This window comes from Shinella granuli (genome assembly GCF_004341885.1).
Taxonomy (GTDB): Bacteria; Pseudomonadota; Alphaproteobacteria; order Rhizobiales; family Rhizobiaceae; genus Shinella; species Shinella granuli.
The window spans coordinates 38,702-53,281 of record NZ_SLVX01000001.1; the positions used below are offsets into that span (position 1 = coordinate 38,702).

Genomic DNA, 14,580 nt, shown 5'->3' on the forward strand with positions numbered 1-14,580 from the left:
TTCTCCCTCCGTCCCGCTTTGGGGAGCACTTGGCGTGGCTGAATCTCAAGACGAATTGCTGGTGGCGGCCTGTGCGCGCGTTCGCGAACACCCGCATCCGGCATACGTCAAAAGCAGCGAACTGCGCTATCTGGCGGTGAACGAGGCCTATGCCCGCCTGTTCGGCCACGGCGCCGCGGAGATGATCGGCCTGACCAGTGAGGAAATCGGCGAAACGCCTGGCCATGACGACCGGGACGATCCCGAACGCCGCTGCCTGATCTTCGGGAATCCCGAGCGGGCTCGCTATCTGCATCCCTTCGGCGGGGGCAGTTTCGAGATCGCGATGAAGCGCGAGCGGATCTCCGCCACCCTTTCGGTGCTCGTCGGCCTCTTCACGCCCTCGGTCGAGACGCTGGCCGCCACGGTCGCTGCTGCCGCCAATGCGAATGGCGATGGGGGGCCGCCGGCGGACATCGCCGCATCGGACCGGGAGGAGGCCGCGTCTGCCGACCATGTGGAGCATGCGCTCGACGCGCTCGGTGCGGGGGTCGGTGTCTTCGGCGCCGACAACCGTCTGCGCTATGCCAATCGCAGCATGCGAGAGTTCTACCGGGTGCTCGTCGGCGAGTTTGCGGACGGTCCCGTCAGCCTTGCCGCGCTCACGCGCGCGCTGCACGACATCGAAGTGGGGCGCACCTGCGAGGCCGACCGCGAGCGCTGGGTCGCCGCGCGGCTTTCAAGCTATGACCTGCCGCTGCATGAATGCGTCGTCCGCCTTGCGGGCGGCTGGTCGCGTCTCGTCACGCAGCGCAGGCCCGATGGCACCTTGGTGGCTTTGCGCATCGACGTGACGGCGCTGAAGGAGAACGAAGGGCGGCTCAAGCAGCATTCGCAGGAGATCAGCCTCTACCGGGCGCTGCTCGACGAACTGCCGGTCGCAAGCTTCATGCGCGACGAGAACCAGCGCATGATCTTCGCCAACCGCGCCTATGTCGCGCTGACGGGCCGGCAGCCGGAAGAGCTGCTCGGCCTCACCACGCTCGACATGTATCCGGAGCAGGGTGAGGAATTCCACGCCCAGAACCAGCAGGTGCTCGATACGGGCGAACTGCTCGAGACCGAGATCGAATATATCCGGCCGGACGGCTCGGTGCTGCCGACGATCTCGCGGCTCTACCGGGTCACCACGCTCGACGAGAAGCGCTATCTCATCGGCTCGATCACCGACACCACGGTGCTGAAGAAGCGCGAAGGCCAGTTGATCGAGGCCCAGCGCCAGGCGGAGGCCGCCAGGGCGGACATCGAAAGCATCGTCGAATCGCTGCCCGTCGGCATCGTCGTTGTCGATGAAACCGGCAATATCGAACTGGTGAACGGTGCCTTCGAGGAATTGTGGGATGGCGCGCTGCCGCCGATGAAGGGCAAGCCGCTGGATGACGTCCTGCGCTTCCAGCAGGCGCAGGGCGGCATCAGCGGGGAGGACGGCCCGCATGCCGAGGGATATGCGGCCTGTCTTTCGGGTATCCGCGCCGGTAAGACACCGGTGCGCGAGGTCGCCTATGCCAACGGCCGGGCGGTGATCGAGGCCGGCTGCGCGATTTCCGGCGGCCGCTGCCTCCTAACCTATATCGACATCACCGAGCGGCGCGCGCGCGAGCGCGAAGTGCTCGAGACCCGTGGTGCCCTCGAGGAGGTCGGCAGCCTCGTCAAGGATGCGGTCTCCTCGATGAGCCAGGGCCTGCTGATCATCGAGGACGGCGTGGTGGTGCTCTCCAACGAGGCGCTCTCCACCATGATCGCCATGCCGCGGGAACTCCTGCAGCCGGGCACGCTCATCAAGGACGTGCTGCAGAGCTGCATCGACCGCAAGATCGGCGGTTTCCTCGGCGAGCAACCCGTCGATGCCAGCGAGTTCGCAAACATCCTCTTCACCGGCAAGCCGGCCTCGCTGACCATCTTCAGCGGCTACCAGCGCTGGCTGCGCCTCGACGTGACGCCGACGAGCCGCGGCCGCGACGTCATGGTCTTTTCCGACATCACCGACCTCAAGAGCCGCGAGGACGAGCTGCGCCGCCTCGTCACCCGCGCCGAGATGGCCGACAAGGCGAAGTCGGAATTCCTCGCCAATATGAGCCACGAAATCCGCACGCCGATGAACGGCGTGCTCGGCATGGCGGAACTGCTCGCCAAGTCGAACCTCGATACGCGGCAGAAGACCTTCATCGACATCATGGTGAAGTCCGGCAACGCGCTGCTCACCATCATCAACGACATCCTCGATTTCTCCAAGATCGACGCAGGCCAGATGACGCTGCGCGCCGTCACGTTCAATCCGGTGGAGGCGATCGAGGACGTCGCGACGCTGCTGTCGGCGAAGGCGGCGGAGAAGGATATCGAACTCGTCGTGCGCGGCGCGGCCAACATGCCGGCGATGGTGATGGGAGATGCGGGCCGCTTCCGCCAGATCGTCACCAACCTCGTCGGCAATGCCGTCAAGTTCACGGATCGCGGGCATGTTCTCATCGACCTCTCCTCGCAGATGAGTGGGGATGGCGGTGTGGAGATCGTCATCCGTGTCGAGGATACAGGAGCGGGAATTCCGGCCGAGAAGATGGAATCGATCTTCGAGAAATTCTCGCAGGTCGACGCTTCCTCCACCCGCCGCCACGAGGGCACCGGCCTCGGCCTTGCCATCACCGACGGGCTGACGCGCCTCTTCGGCGGCACGCTCACGGCGACCAGCGAGGTCGGCAACGGCTCGGCCTTCACCGTGCGCCTGCCGATGGCGCTCGCGGTCGCCGCCCTGCCGGCGCGCATCGTGCCCGCCAGGGCGCCGGGCGCGCGCATCCTCGTCGTCGACGGGCACGATCTTTCCCGCAAGGCCTCATACGACATGCTGCTCGACTGGGGTTTCGACGCGACAGCGGTCGCCTCCGAGACGGAGGCGCTTGCCGTGCTCGCCGCGGCGAGCGACATGGGCGTGTCGGTCGATGCGATCCTGCTCGACTACCGGCCGGACCGTGCCCCCGATTTCGTGCGGATGCTGCGCGAGGGTGCCCAGACCGCCGGCATCGCGGTGATCGTGCTCACCTCCATGAGCCTTCCGGCCGAGGACACGCTGCTCGCCTCGCCGGATATCCAGGCCCATCTCATGAAGCCGGTTCGGGCCGACCTCCTGCGCGAGACGGTTTCCGAGGTGCTGCGGGCGATGCGCGGGCCGAAGGCACCGGCGCAGGGCGCGGGCGAGGGCAAGATCCTGCCGCTGCGCCCGCATGTGGCCGCTCCCGAGGTCGCTGCTGCCGAAGGCGAGATCCTGGATGTGCTGGTGGCCGAGGACAACGAGGTCAACCAGATCCTCTTCACCCAGATGCTGATGGCTTCCGGCCTGCGCTTCCGGCTCGTCGAAAACGGCAAGGAAGCGGTCGAGGTCTTCCGTGCCTCCCGCCCGGGCATGATCCTGATGGACATTTCCATGCCTGTCATGAACGGCCTGCAGGCGAGCCGCGCGATCCGGGAGATCGAGAGCGGCTCGGGCCGCCGGGTGCCGATCGTCGCCGTCACCGCCCATGTACTCGACGGCGACCGCGAGGAATGCCTGGCCGCCGGCATGGACGACTACCTGACCAAGCCGATCAGCATCGAGAAGCTGGAGGAAAAGCTCGATCGCTGGCTGAAGCGCAGCGGCAAGGAAGCCGTGGCCGGCACGCTGTCCTGAGCGCTCAGGCCGCCGGCCGTTCTCCGCACAGCATCTCGCGTTTTCCGGCAAAACCCGGCCGGCGCTCCACCGTGAAGCCGGCCGCAGCAAGGTTGCGCCGCACGAAGCCGGCCGCCGCATAGGTGCCGAAGCGCCCGCCGGGAACGGTGAGGCGGAAGACCGCCGCCATCAGCTCGGCCGACCACATGTCGGGATTGCGCGCGGGCGCGAAGCCGTCAAGGAACCAGGCGTCGAAGGGCATCGTCTCGTTCCCGAGGCTTTCGAGCGCCGCGCCGCAGACCAGGGTGAGATGGACGCCGGGCGCAAGGTCGATCTCGACGTGTCCGGCCGGTGCATCCGGCCATTTCTCGGTAAGGATCGTGCGTTCGTGCTCGATTTCCGGCCAGTGCGCGAGCGCCCGGGCGATATCGGCGCGCGCCATGGGAAAACGCTCGAAGGAGGTGAAGTGGAGGCTTGCGCCTTCTGGCGCGGTCCCGCGCCATTGCCGCCAGGTCTCGCAGAGGTTGAGGCCGGTGCCGAAGCCGAGCTCGGCGATGCGGAAAGGCGCTTTCCGCTGCCAGCGGGCCGGCAGCTCGTTGCCGGCGAGGAAGACGTGGCCGCATTCCAGCCGGCCGTCGCTGCGGCAATAAAAGTGGTCGTCAAAGGCCCGGGAATAGGGCATATCGCCGTCATGCCAGTCGAGGACGGCTTCGGTCTGCGGCGCATTTTCAGGATTGTGGTCAGCCATGGCGAATGCCGATAATCGCGGGAAGGCCGCCGGTCAACCGGCCGTGGACCTCATCGTCGCCGGTGGCGGGGTGATGGGCCTGTGGACCGCGCTTCTTGCCGCCCGGCAGGGCCTGTCCGTGCATCTTGCCGAGCGGCGGGCGATCGGGGCCGGCGCCAGCGGCGGCGTGCTCGGCGCGCTGATGCCGCATCTGCCGGACCGCTGGAATGCCAAGAAGGCCTTCCAGTTCGCCGCGCTGGTCTCGCTCGAAGCGGAGATCGCGGCGCTGGAGGCCGAAACCGGGCTTTCCGCTGGCTATCGCCGCTCCGGCCGCCTCATTCCCCTGCCGAAGCCCCACAACCGCGCCATCGCGCTCGGCCATGCGCAGGATGCGCTTTCCGTCTGGACGACGCCCGGCCGGACCTTCGCCTTTAAGGTGCTGGATGCGTCCCCCGTCGCCGGATGGCCGGCCGAGGCGGCGATGGCCTCCGGGCTCGTGCACGACCATCTCGCCGCCCGCCTCGCGCCGCGGGCGCTGCTCGCCGCGCTGCGTGCCGCCCTCATGCGCCTGCCGAATGTCACCATCCGCGAGGGGGTGGGGTTTCGGTCGCTGGACCCCGCCACGGCCGTCGCCCGGTTCGACGATGGCACCAGCCTGGCGTTCGGCCATTGCGTGCTGGCGGCCGGTGTCGAGACCTTCGCCTTGCTCGCTCCCCTTGCTCCTCCGTTGGCAAGACCGGTGGGCAGCGCGGTGAAGGGGCAGGCGGCGCTTCTTCTGGCGCCTGTCGATCCGGCATTGCCGGTGATCTTTGCCGACGGGCTCTACATCGTGCCGCATGAGGACGGCCTCGTCGCCATCGGCAGCACCAGCGAGAACAGCTTTGCCGATCCCTTTGGCACCGACGGCCTTCTCGACGCGTTGATCGCCAAGGCGCGGCAGATGGCCCCGGTCCTGGCGGATGCGCCGGTCGTGGAGCGCTGGGCAGGGCTGCGGCCCAAGGCGGTCGGCCGCGAGCCGATGGTTGGCCGCCATCCGGATCACCCGACCGTCAGCCTGATGACCGGCGGCTTCAAGGTGAGCTTCGGCCTGGCGCATGAACTGGCGCGCGCGGTGCTGGGCGAAATCAAGGGCGGCACGCTTGGCGTACCGCCCTCCTTCACCGTCGCGGCCCATTTCGAGGAAGCCGGACGGGTTTGACCCGTGCTTACATCCAGTAGGGCGGCACGCCGTAATAGTCGTGGATCACCTTGCCGTTGCGGCGGTTCCAGTCGTATTCGGCATCGCTTTCATAGTGCGGCGCGCGCTCGACCTGCTCCTTCGTCACGTCGACGCGGTAGCCGCCGAGGCCTTCGTCATAGCTTAGCTTCGCCCAGGGCAGGGGATAGTGGTCCTGGCCGAGGCCGAGGAAGCCGCCGAAGCTGAGCACGGCGTAGGAAACATGACCGCTGCGCTTGTCGAGGATCAGGCGTTCGACCGAACCGATATGCTTGCCGTCCGCGCCGTAAACGCTCGTGCCCTCCACCTTGTCGCTGGCGATCAGATCCTGGGTTTCACGAATGTTTGCATCCTGCATGGCCATAGGTGTTTCTCCTTGCTTGTGATGGACAGGAAACGGGGCAAGACGGTAATGGTTCCTTTCATGAGGGTATGCATCGGATTCAATTCGGCTTCCGGCCGTCCGATGCAGCGGCTCCGCCCATTGTCGAGGTGATCGAATGATTGAGAAGACCTATCCGCGCGACCTGATCGGCTACGGCCGCACGCCCCCCAAGGTGCGCTGGCCGGGCGATGCCAACATCGCCGTGCAGTTCGTCATCAACTATGAGGAGGGCGGCGAAAGCTGCATCCTCGACGGTGACGGGGCGTCGGAGTGCCTGCTCTCGGAAATCGTCGGCGCGCAGCCCTGGCCGGGCCAGCGCAACCTCAACATGGAATCGATCTACGAATACGGCTCGCGCGCCGGCTTCTGGCGCCTGCACCGCCTGTTCACCAGCCGCAACGTCACGACCACCGTCTACGGCGTGACGCTCGCCATGGCGCGCAACCCGGAAGCCGTCGCCGCCATGAAGGAGGCCGGCTGGGAAATCGCCAGCCACGGCTACCGCTGGCTGGAATACAAGGACTTCTCGGAAGAAAAGGAGCGCGAGCACATCCGCGAGGCCGTGCGCCTGCACAAGGAGCTGACGGGCTCCCATCCGCTCGGCATGTACCAGGGCAAGCCCTCCGGCAACACGCTGCGTCTGGTCATGGAGGAGGGCGGCTTCGTCTATTCCTCCGATTCCTATGCGGACGACCTGCCTTACTGGGTGCCTGGCCTCGACGGCGAGCCCTTCCTCATCATCCCCTATACGCTCGAAACCAACGACATGCGCTTTGCGACCCCGCAGGGCTTCAACACCGGTGATCAGTTCTTCACCTACCTGAAGGACGCCTTCGACGTGCTCTACCAGGAGGGCGCCGAAGGCAGCCCGAAGATGCTGAACATCGGCCTGCACTGCCGCCTCGTCGGCCGGCCCGGCCGCGCCGCCGCGCTCGCCCGCTTCGTCGATTACGTGCTCGGCCATGAGAAGGTCTGGATCCCGCGGCGTATCGACATCGCGCGCCACTGGATCGAGAACCACCACCCGTCGAAGGGGAAGGGCGCATGATCGACCGGGCCGATTTCCTCGCCCGCTTCGGCGGCGTCTTCGAGCATTCGCCCTTCATCGCCGAGCGGGCGCTCGATGTCGGCGCCGTCGCCCTGCCGCTGACGGCAGCCGGCGTGCATGCCGCGCTCGTTGCGGTTTTCCGCAAGGCGAGCGAGGCCGAGCAGCTCGGCGTGCTGCGCGCCCACCCGGACCTTGCCGGCAGGCTCGCGATTGCCGGCGAGCTGACGGAGGACAGCCGCAACGAGCAGGCCGGCGCCGGCCTCGACCGGCTCTCCCCCGCCGAGCACGCCCGCTTCACCGAGCTCAACACCGCCTATACGGAAAAGTTCGGCTTCCCCTTCATCATCGCGGTGAAAGGGCTTACCAAGGACGACATCCTCGCCGCCTTCGAGGCCCGCATCGGCAACACGGCAACGGCGGAGTTCGAAACCGCGAAAACCCAGGTGGAGCGCATCGCGCTCCTCAGATTGACCGCCGCTCTGCCCGGAGAATGAACATGCCCGACCACCAACGACCGCCCTTCCTCTCCCCGGGAGGGCTGTCCGATGGCTGAGAAACTGACGATCCGGCCGCTGACCCAGAATGCCTTCGCGCCCTTCGGCACGGTGATCGAGGCCGATCCCGCCACGATGCGCCATATCAACGGCGGCAATACGGAGCGCTACCACGCGCTCGCCGAGGCCGAGGCTGTCGGCGAGGACGCGAAGGTCATCATCAACCTCTTCCGCGGCAGCCCGCGGGCCTTCCCCTATGCCGTCGACATGATGGAGCGCCATCCCTTCGGCAGCCAGAGCTTCTCGCCGATCGACGACCGGCCCTGGCTGGTCGTGGTGGCGGAGGACGAGGGCGGCAGGCCCGGCCGGCCGCAGGTCTTCCGCGCCGGCGGACGGCAGGGCGTCAACTATCGCCGCAACGTCTGGCACCATCCGCTGATGACCCTCGATACGGTGAGCGATTTCCTCGTGGTCGACCGCCTCGGCGGCGGCGTCAACCTGGAAGAGTTCTTCTTCGACGAGCCCTTCATCATCGAAGCGCCGTAGGGCGGTTCAAAGCGCCGCCTTCATCGGCCGGCCGGCCACGTAGGTCTCGCGCACCGCCCGGTCGTCGCCGAGCGTCTGGAGCAGGAAGAGTTCGTCGGTCAGCGAGCGCACCACTTCCATCTTCAGCGCCATGGCGGGCGTCGCGGCGGCATCCAGAACCACGAAGTCGGCGTCCGTGCCGGCCTCCAGCGTGCCGATGCGGTCCTCGAGCGACAGCGCTTCGGCATTGCCGAGCGTCATGTGGTAGAAGCTCTCGAACGGGTTCAGCCGCTCGCCGAGCAGTTGCTGGATCTTGTAGGCCTCGTCCATCGTCTTCAGCATCGAATAGCTCGTGCCGCCGCCGACATCCGTCGCGACGGCGATGCGCACCGGCCTGTCCCGGCGCGACAGCGCCTTGAGGGGGAAGAGGCCGGAGCCGAGGAAGAGGTTGGAGGTGGGGCAGTGCACCGCGACGGCGCCCGCCTCGCTCATCGCGTCCGCTTCCCGCTCGGAGAGGTGGATGCAATGGCCGAACAGGCTTTTCGGGCCGAGCAGGCCGTATTTCGCATAGACGTCCGTATAGTCGATCGCATCGGGATAGAGCTCGCTGGTGAAGCGGATCTCGTCGTGGTTTTCGGAAAGATGCGTCTGGATGTGGAGGTCCGGGAATTCGCGGGCGAGCGCGGCTGCCATCTCCATCTGCGCCGGCGTCGAGGTGATGGCGAAGCGCGGGGTGATGGCGACATGGTTGCGGCCCTTGCCGTGCCATTCGGCGATCACGGCGCGCGTCTCGTCATAGCCCGTTTCGGGCGTGTCCAGCAGGCCCTGCGGCGCGTTGCGGTCCATCATCACCTTGCCGCCTACCATGCACATGCCGCGCTTCAGCGCCTCTGCGAAATAGGCGTCGGTGGAGGTCTTGTGCACGGAGCAATAGGCGACCGCGGTCGTCGTGCCGTGGCGGATCATCTCGTCGTAGAAGTGGCGGGCGATGCGGGCGGCATGCTCGCTCTCCACGAAGCGGCATTCCTCCGGGAAGGTATAGGTGTTCAGCCATTCCAAGAGGTTGGCGGCATAGGAGCCGATCACCTGCATCTGCGGGAAATGCAGGTGCGTGTCGATGAGGCCGGGCAGGATGAGATGCGGGCGATGGTCGATCTCCTCCACCTCGGCGGGCGTAGCCGCGCGCATGTCCGCATAGGAGCCGACGGCGGCGATCTTCCCGTCCTCGACCAGCAGGCCGCCGTCCTCCTCGTAGCGATAGCTTGCCGTATCGTCGATCGCGACCGGGCGGCGGAGGAAGGAGAGCAGGCGTCCGCGGATGAGGGTTGTCGTCATGGCGGTCAGCGTCCTTCTGCTGCGGTTTCGAACCAGGCGGTGATCAGGGCGCGTTCTTGCCCCGTCATGCCGGTGACATTGCCCGGCGGCATGGCATGGCTGCGCCCGGCCTGCAGATAGATCTCGCGGGCATGGAGGGCAATCGCCGTTTCGCTTTCGAGCACGACATCCTTCGGCGCCGCGCGAAGCCCTTCCCAGACGGGTTCGGCGGCATGGCACATCGAACAGCGTGTGGAGACGAGATCGCGCACCGCCGGGAAATGGCCGTTTGATGCGAACCGCTCGGCGGAGGGGGGAAGGCCGGCATTCGCGCTTTCGCCGGTCAGCACCTTCGGCACGGTGGAAAGCCACATTATGAGGAGGAAAAGGAGCGTGGTGACAAGCCAGGTCCAGGTGGGCTTGCCCTCGCGGGCATGGGTCGTGTTGAACCAGTGCCGGATCGTCACGCCCATCAGGAAGACCAGCGCGGCGATGATCCAGTTGAAGGCCGTCGCGAAGGCGAGGGGATAGTGGTTCGACAGCATGAAGAAGATGACGGGCAGCGTCAGGTAGTTGTTGTGCGTGGAGCGCTGCTTGGCGATGACGCCGTATTTCGGATCGGGCGTGCGGCCGGCGATGAGGTCGGCGACGACGACGCGCTGGTTCGGCATGATGATGAAGAAGACGTTGGCCGACATGATCGTCGCCGTGAAGGCGCCGAGATGGAGGAATGCGGCCCGGCCGGTGAAGGCCTGCGTGTAGCCCCAGGCCATGGCGACGAGGATGCAATAGAGGACGAGCATCAGTCCCCAGGTGTTCCTGCCGAGCGGCGACTTGCAGATGAGGTCATAGAGGATCCAGCCGAGCGTCAGCGAGGCGAGCGAGATGAGGATGGCGACCGGTGTCGAGACGTCGAGCACCGAGCGGTCGATGAGGAAGAGGTCGGCGCCGCCGTAATAGACGAGACAGAGCAGCGCGAAGCCGGAAAGCCAGGTCATGTAGCTTTCCCATTTGAACCAGGTCAGGTGCTCGGGCATCGAGGCCGGCGCCACCAGGTATTTCTGGATGTGGTAGAAGCCGCCGCCGTGCACCTGCCATTCCTCGCCATAGGCGCCGGCCGGCAGATGCGGCCGCTTCACGAGGCCGAGATCGAGCGCGATGAAATAGAAGGACGAGCCGATCCAGGCGATGGCGGTGATGACATGCAGCCAGCGGACCGCGAAGGTCAGCCATTCCCAGGCGATGGCATATTCATACATCGGTGCGTCCCCTCATGCTCTTTCCGCACCGCGCACATTGCGCAATAATCGGCGGCGAGGGAAGGGCGGGCCGGCCGGCTATCCCTCTGATTTCGATTGCGGTGCGCCCGAAAATTCGCCCCGGGCGGAACCGCCGTCCGGCCAAGGGTGTTTTGCGCCATGACCTACGAACTCTACTATTGGACCGGCATCCAGGGGCGCGGGGAATATATCCGCCTCGCGCTGGAGGCGGCCGGTGCGCCCTATCGCGACGTCGCGCGCGAGGAGGGCGACGGCATCCTGTCGAAGGTGAGCCGGGAAGTGGCCACGCCCTCCTTCGCGCCGCCCTTCCTGAGGGACGGTGACGTGGTCGTCGGGCAGGTGGCGGCCATCCTGCTCTATCTCGGCGACAAGCTCGACCTTGCGCCCGCCGAGCCGCGGCTGCGGCTCTGGACGCATCAGATCCAGCTGACCATCGCCGACTTCGTCCTGGAGGGCCATGACGTCCATCATCCGATCGGGGCAGGGGAATACTACGAGAACCAGAAGCCCGAATCGCTCCGACGGGCGGCGGAATTCCGCGCGCAGCGCGTTCCGAAATTCCTCGGCTGGTTCGAGGGCATCCTAGCGCGAAACCCGGAGGGTCAAACGCATCTCGTCGGCGACAGGCTCAGCTATGCGGATCTCTCGTTGTTCCAGGTCATGGACGGCCTGGCCTACGCCTTCCCTGTGCTGATGGGCGAGCTCTATCCGCGTTATCCGAAGATCAGGGCGCTCTGCGCCGCGGTCGCCGGGCATTCGCGGATCAGGGCCTATCTCGCCAGCGAGCGCCGGCTTCCCGGCAACGAGAACGACCTTTTCCGCCACTATCCCGAACTGGACGCCAAGGCGTAGCGGTCACACCGCTGCCGGCATCGTCGCGAGAATCCAGTCGCGAAAGGCCCGGATCTTCAGGATGTTGCGGCGGTTTTCCGGATAGGCGAGCCAGTAGTCGCGGCCGTCGTTGCAGGTCAGCTCGAAGGGCTGGTAAAGCTGGCCGGCGGCGACTTCCGCCCGGAAATGGCCGGGATTGAGGATCGCGACGCCCTGGCCGGCCATCGCCACCTGGGCGTCGATCGTCTGCACGCCGAGTTCGTTCGGGGGAAACCGTTCGAGGCCCGGATCGTCGATGCCCGCGGCGGAAAACCAGGTGCGCCACCAGATGTCCAGCGGGCTGATGATCGGCAGTTTCAGCAGGTCGGCCGGCTTTCTTATGCCGCCGATCGTCTCGACCAGCGCCGGGCTCAGCATGGGGGCGAAGTCCATGCGCATGACGCGATGGCAGGTAAGGCCCGGCCAGTCGCCCTTGCCCCAGCGGATCGAGACATCCGCCTCTTCCCGGGTAAAGTCGATCAGCTCCTGCGAGGTGGAAAGCCGGACGGCAATGGTTGGGTGCTTGAGCTGGAAGTCGCCGAGCGTGCGGCTCAGCCATTGCGTGGCGAAGGTGGGCGTCGAATGGATGTGCAGCTTCTGCTCGGCGGCCCCGCGCAGGTCCGCCACCGCTTCGGCCAGTTTCGTCAGCCCCTCGGCAACCTTGGGTGCCAGCCGCTCGCCGGCCTCGCTCAGCATCACCTGCCGCGGCTGGCGCAGGAACAGCGTCTCGCCGAGCGTCTCCTCCAGGAGCTTTATCTGGTAGCTGACGGCGGTCTGCGTCATGCCGAGCTCGTCGCCAGCGCGGGTGAAGCTGGCATGCCGCGCGGCCGCCTCGAAGACGCGAAGCGCGTTGAGCGGAAAGTTGCGCGACATCTTCAAGGCCAAGTTCTCTTTATGGATACAGACGAAGCTTCGATTGGAGTTCCATCATCTTTCGGCGCATCCTGCAAGCCAATGGATGGAATTTACGAGGTTTTACCATGTCATGTATCGTCGACCAGGCCCCGGTGGCCCGCCTGCCGTTTCGCAAGGAAGGCCTTTGGCATAAGCTCTCCCGTGTCTTTCGGGGGCGGCAGCGCAAGCGCGTCCCCCGTCTCGATCCGCGCGATCTTTCCGACTACATGAAGCGCGATCTCGGCTTTCTCGACGGCCGCGGCTAGCCTGCCGCCGTGGGGGCGTCCCCCTTGTGCCGCCAGGCGGCGAAGGCGAGCAGCACTTCCGAGGCGGTCATCGCGGCGATGACCTCCGGGCGCTTGTCGTCCACCGCCGTGCCGCCGATCGGCAGGACCAGCCGGTCGGCCGCGCCGCGGTCGATGCCCTGCCGTTCCAGGTGGTGCAGGAAGGAGGCGCGTTTCGACGTCGAGCCGACCATGCCGACATAGGCAAGGTCGGTGCGGGCAAGCGCTTCCTGCCCGATCAGGAAATCCAGCGCATGGTCATGGGTGACGATGACGACGGCCGAGCCCGGCGGAATGTCGGCGACCAGCGCCTCCGGCAGGGCGGCCAGGCGATGGTGCACTTCGGAGGTGAGCTGGTCGAGCTCGCTCTGGCGCGCCTCCACCACGAAGATGTTGAGCGGCAGCATGGTCAGCGCATCCGCCAGCGCCCGGCCGACATGGCCGGCGCCGAAGACCCAGACCTGCGGCTTGCGCCGTTCCTCTTCGGCAAGGCGTGCCTCGAGCGCCTCGCGGGCCTGCGCGTCGGCAAAGGTGAAGGTGAGCTCGACGCGCCCGCCGCAACACTGGCCGATCTCGGGGCCGAGCGGAATGTCGAGCCTGGCCTCGCCGCCGGCATCCGCCAGCATCTTTCGCGCATTCTCGATGGCGTCGTATTCGAGCTGGCCGCCGCCGACGGTGCCGTGGATTTCCGTCGGCGCCACCAGCATGAACGTGCCTTCGTCGCGCGGGGTCGACCCCTTGGCGGCGGTGACCTCGACGATGACGACGCGGTGTTCCCGGGCGAGAAAGCCCTCCAGACTGTCCTGCAGAAAGTTCATGTCATCCTTCTTTGACGGCCCTCAGTCGTCCGATGGCCCGCACGCGCCTGGGCGTGGGGCGGTTTGGCCGCCGCCGGGAAGGGGCGGCCTGTGGCGGAGCACGGTGCCCGCCATCGGGAACACGCGGATGCACAGGGTGCCCGCGCGTCCGTTTCTATTGGGCGGTCCAGCCGCCATCCACCGATATATGGGTGCCGTTGATCGACTTTGCCGCATCGGAGGCGAGGAAGAGCGCGATGGCCGCGACCTCGTCGACCCCGACGAATTCCTTGGTCGGCTGGAACTTCAGCATGACGTCGGACTTCACCTCAGCCTCGCTGATGCCGCGGGCCCTGGCCGTGTCGGGAATCTGCTTTTCGACGAGCGGCGTCAGCACGTAGCCGGGGCAGATGGCGTTGACGGTGATGCCGTTCTCGGCGACTTCCAGCGCGACGGTCTTCGTCAGGCCCATGATGCCGTGTTTCGCGGCCACATAGGCGGACTTGAACGGCGAGGCGACGAGGCCGTGCGCCGAGGCGACGTTGATGACGCGGCCCCAGCCCTTGCGCTTCATGTGCGGAATGGCGGCGCGGATCGTGTGGAAGGAGCTGGAGAGGTTGATCGCGATGATCTGGTCCCACTTCTCCACCGGGAAATCCTCGATCTTCTCGACATGCTGGATGCCGGCATTGTTGACGAGGATGTCGACGCCGTCGAATGCCTCCACCGCCGTTTCGACGAGGTCGGAAATCTCATGCGGCTTCGTCATGTCGGCGGAATGATAGAGCACGCGTCCCTTGCCGAGGCCGTCGAGCCGTGCGCGGATCGCCTCGATCTCGTCCGCCGCGCCGAACCCGTTGATGACGACATTGGCGCCGCTTTCGGCGAAGGCGGTGGCGATGGCAAGGCCGATGCCGCTGGTGGAGCCCGTTACGACGACGCTTTTCATGCTTGCTGTCTCCCGATCATGCTGCGTTGCGGTAGCCTACGCCCAAAACTCGCGCGATGACAATTGCGTTTTCCGCGCGGTACAGTCCCGCTGAGGGCAGAACGCGACTTGCGTTTTATTT

General features: G+C 66.4%; 14 protein-coding genes. 7 read left to right on the forward strand and 7 right to left on the reverse strand.

All coding sequences use genetic code 11. From position 1 onward, the window contains the following. Positions 1–34 precede the first annotated feature (34 nt). Positions 35–3,697: a response regulator gene (locus EV665_RS00185; RefSeq protein WP_133032668.1), complete on the forward strand. Its 3,663-nt coding sequence runs from the start codon at positions 35–37 to the stop codon at positions 3,695–3,697. A 4-nt stretch (positions 3,698–3,701) separates the two neighbouring features. Here the strand turns inward: EV665_RS00185 and mnmC2 are convergent, their stop codons facing one another. Next, positions 3,702–4,424 (reverse strand): tRNA (5-methylaminomethyl-2-thiouridine)(34)-methyltransferase MnmC2, encoded by a 723-nt coding sequence (mnmC2, locus tag EV665_RS00190; RefSeq protein ID WP_133032669.1) that lies wholly within the window; start codon positions 4,422–4,424, stop codon positions 3,702–3,704. On the opposite strand from mnmC2, the gene EV665_RS00195 reads away from it, so the two are divergent. Then, positions 4,423–5,601, forward strand: coding sequence for an NAD(P)/FAD-dependent oxidoreductase (locus EV665_RS00195; RefSeq protein WP_133032670.1), 1,179 nt, complete (start codon positions 4,423–4,425; stop codon positions 5,599–5,601). The two genes, mnmC2 and EV665_RS00195, sit on opposite strands and share 2 nt — an antisense overlap. A gap of 7 nt (positions 5,602–5,608) precedes the next feature. Here EV665_RS00195 and EV665_RS00200 read toward each other — a convergent pair whose 3' ends face one another. Then, positions 5,609–5,983, reverse strand: a complete 375-nt coding sequence (locus EV665_RS00200) for a PRC-barrel domain-containing protein (RefSeq protein ID WP_064330851.1) — start codon at positions 5,981–5,983, stop codon at positions 5,609–5,611. Positions 5,984–6,119: 136 nt separating this feature from the next. Here EV665_RS00200 and puuE point away from each other — a divergent pair, with 136 nt between their 5' ends. The 3 genes from puuE to EV665_RS00215 are packed head-to-tail and all read left to right on the forward strand — an operon-like array spanning position 6,120 to position 8,092. After that, positions 6,120–7,052: an allantoinase PuuE gene (puuE, locus tag EV665_RS00205; RefSeq protein WP_133032671.1), complete on the forward strand. Its 933-nt coding sequence runs from the start codon at positions 6,120–6,122 to the stop codon at positions 7,050–7,052. Beyond that, positions 7,049–7,546, forward strand: coding sequence for a 2-oxo-4-hydroxy-4-carboxy-5-ureidoimidazoline decarboxylase (gene uraD / locus EV665_RS00210; RefSeq protein ID WP_133032672.1), 498 nt, complete (start codon positions 7,049–7,051; stop codon positions 7,544–7,546). Before puuE ends, uraD begins: the two co-directional genes overlap by 4 nt. Positions 7,547–7,597: 51 nt before the next feature. Beyond that, positions 7,598–8,092, forward strand: coding sequence for an ureidoglycolate lyase (locus EV665_RS00215; RefSeq protein ID WP_064330848.1), 495 nt, complete (start codon positions 7,598–7,600; stop codon positions 8,090–8,092). A 6-nt stretch (positions 8,093–8,098) separates the two neighbouring features. On the opposite strand, the gene guaD is transcribed toward EV665_RS00215, so the two are convergent. Together guaD and EV665_RS00225 are read right to left on the reverse strand one after the other, a co-directional pair. Continuing rightward, complete coding sequence (gene guaD, locus EV665_RS00220) at positions 8,099–9,406, reverse strand: guanine deaminase (RefSeq protein ID WP_133032673.1); 1,308 nt, start codon at positions 9,404–9,406, stop codon at positions 8,099–8,101. Positions 9,407–9,411: 5 nt separating this feature from the next. Further along, positions 9,412–10,644 (reverse strand): urate hydroxylase PuuD, encoded by a 1,233-nt coding sequence (locus EV665_RS00225; protein WP_133032674.1) that lies wholly within the window; start codon positions 10,642–10,644, stop codon positions 9,412–9,414. Positions 10,645–10,803: 159 nt separating this feature from the next. Here EV665_RS00225 and EV665_RS00230 point away from each other — a divergent pair, with 159 nt between their 5' ends. Then, complete coding sequence (locus tag EV665_RS00230) at positions 10,804–11,517, forward strand: glutathione S-transferase (RefSeq protein ID WP_133032675.1); 714 nt, start codon at positions 10,804–10,806, stop codon at positions 11,515–11,517. Between the two features lie 3 nt (positions 11,518–11,520). On the opposite strand, the gene EV665_RS00235 is transcribed toward EV665_RS00230, so the two are convergent. After that, positions 11,521–12,414, reverse strand: coding sequence for a LysR substrate-binding domain-containing protein (locus tag EV665_RS00235; protein WP_162852930.1), 894 nt, complete (start codon positions 12,412–12,414; stop codon positions 11,521–11,523). Positions 12,415–12,515: 101 nt separating this feature from the next. Here EV665_RS00235 and EV665_RS00240 point away from each other — a divergent pair, with 101 nt between their 5' ends. Next, positions 12,516–12,695: a hypothetical protein gene (locus EV665_RS00240; RefSeq protein WP_133032677.1), complete on the forward strand. Its 180-nt coding sequence runs from the start codon at positions 12,516–12,518 to the stop codon at positions 12,693–12,695. Here the strand turns inward: EV665_RS00240 and xdhC are convergent. Together xdhC and EV665_RS00250 are read right to left on the reverse strand one after the other, a co-directional pair. Next, entirely contained in the window at positions 12,692–13,531 is an 840-nt protein-coding gene (gene xdhC, locus EV665_RS00245; RefSeq protein WP_133032678.1) for a xanthine dehydrogenase accessory protein XdhC, read from the reverse strand. The two genes, EV665_RS00240 and xdhC, sit on opposite strands and share 4 nt — an antisense overlap. Before the next feature lie 154 nt (positions 13,532–13,685). Continuing rightward, the gene (locus EV665_RS00250) at positions 13,686–14,459 is read right to left on the reverse strand and encodes a 3-hydroxybutyrate dehydrogenase (RefSeq protein ID WP_064330841.1); all 774 of its coding nucleotides are present in this window, start codon (positions 14,457–14,459) and stop codon (positions 13,686–13,688) included. Positions 14,460–14,580 lie beyond the last annotated feature (121 nt).

Bases quoted from the DNA above. Each gene is read 5' to 3' on its own strand.
- EV665_RS00195 (WP_133032670.1), top strand. From the start codon at position 4,423: ATGGCGAATGCCGATAATCGCGGGAAGGCCGCCGGTCAACCGGCCGTG.
- mnmC2 (WP_133032669.1), bottom strand. From the start codon at position 4,424: ATGGCTGACCACAATCCTGAAAATGCGCCGCAGACCGAAGCCGTCCTC.
- EV665_RS00200 (WP_064330851.1), bottom strand. From the start codon at position 5,983: ATGGCCATGCAGGATGCAAACATTCGTGAAACCCAGGATCTGATCGCC.
- puuE (WP_133032671.1), top strand. From the start codon at position 6,120: ATGATTGAGAAGACCTATCCGCGCGACCTGATCGGCTACGGCCGCACG.
- uraD (WP_133032672.1), top strand. From the start codon at position 7,049: ATGATCGACCGGGCCGATTTCCTCGCCCGCTTCGGCGGCGTCTTCGAG.
- EV665_RS00215 (WP_064330848.1), top strand. From the start codon at position 7,598: ATGGCTGAGAAACTGACGATCCGGCCGCTGACCCAGAATGCCTTCGCG.
- guaD (WP_133032673.1), bottom strand. From the start codon at position 9,406: ATGACGACAACCCTCATCCGCGGACGCCTGCTCTCCTTCCTCCGCCGC.
- EV665_RS00225 (WP_133032674.1), bottom strand. From the start codon at position 10,644: ATGTATGAATATGCCATCGCCTGGGAATGGCTGACCTTCGCGGTCCGC.
- EV665_RS00230 (WP_133032675.1), top strand. From the start codon at position 10,804: ATGACCTACGAACTCTACTATTGGACCGGCATCCAGGGGCGCGGGGAA.
- EV665_RS00240 (WP_133032677.1), top strand. From the start codon at position 12,516: ATGTCATGTATCGTCGACCAGGCCCCGGTGGCCCGCCTGCCGTTTCGC.
- xdhC (WP_133032678.1), bottom strand. From the start codon at position 13,531: ATGAACTTTCTGCAGGACAGTCTGGAGGGCTTTCTCGCCCGGGAACAC.
- EV665_RS00250 (WP_064330841.1), bottom strand. From the start codon at position 14,459: ATGAAAAGCGTCGTCGTAACGGGCTCCACCAGCGGCATCGGCCTTGCC.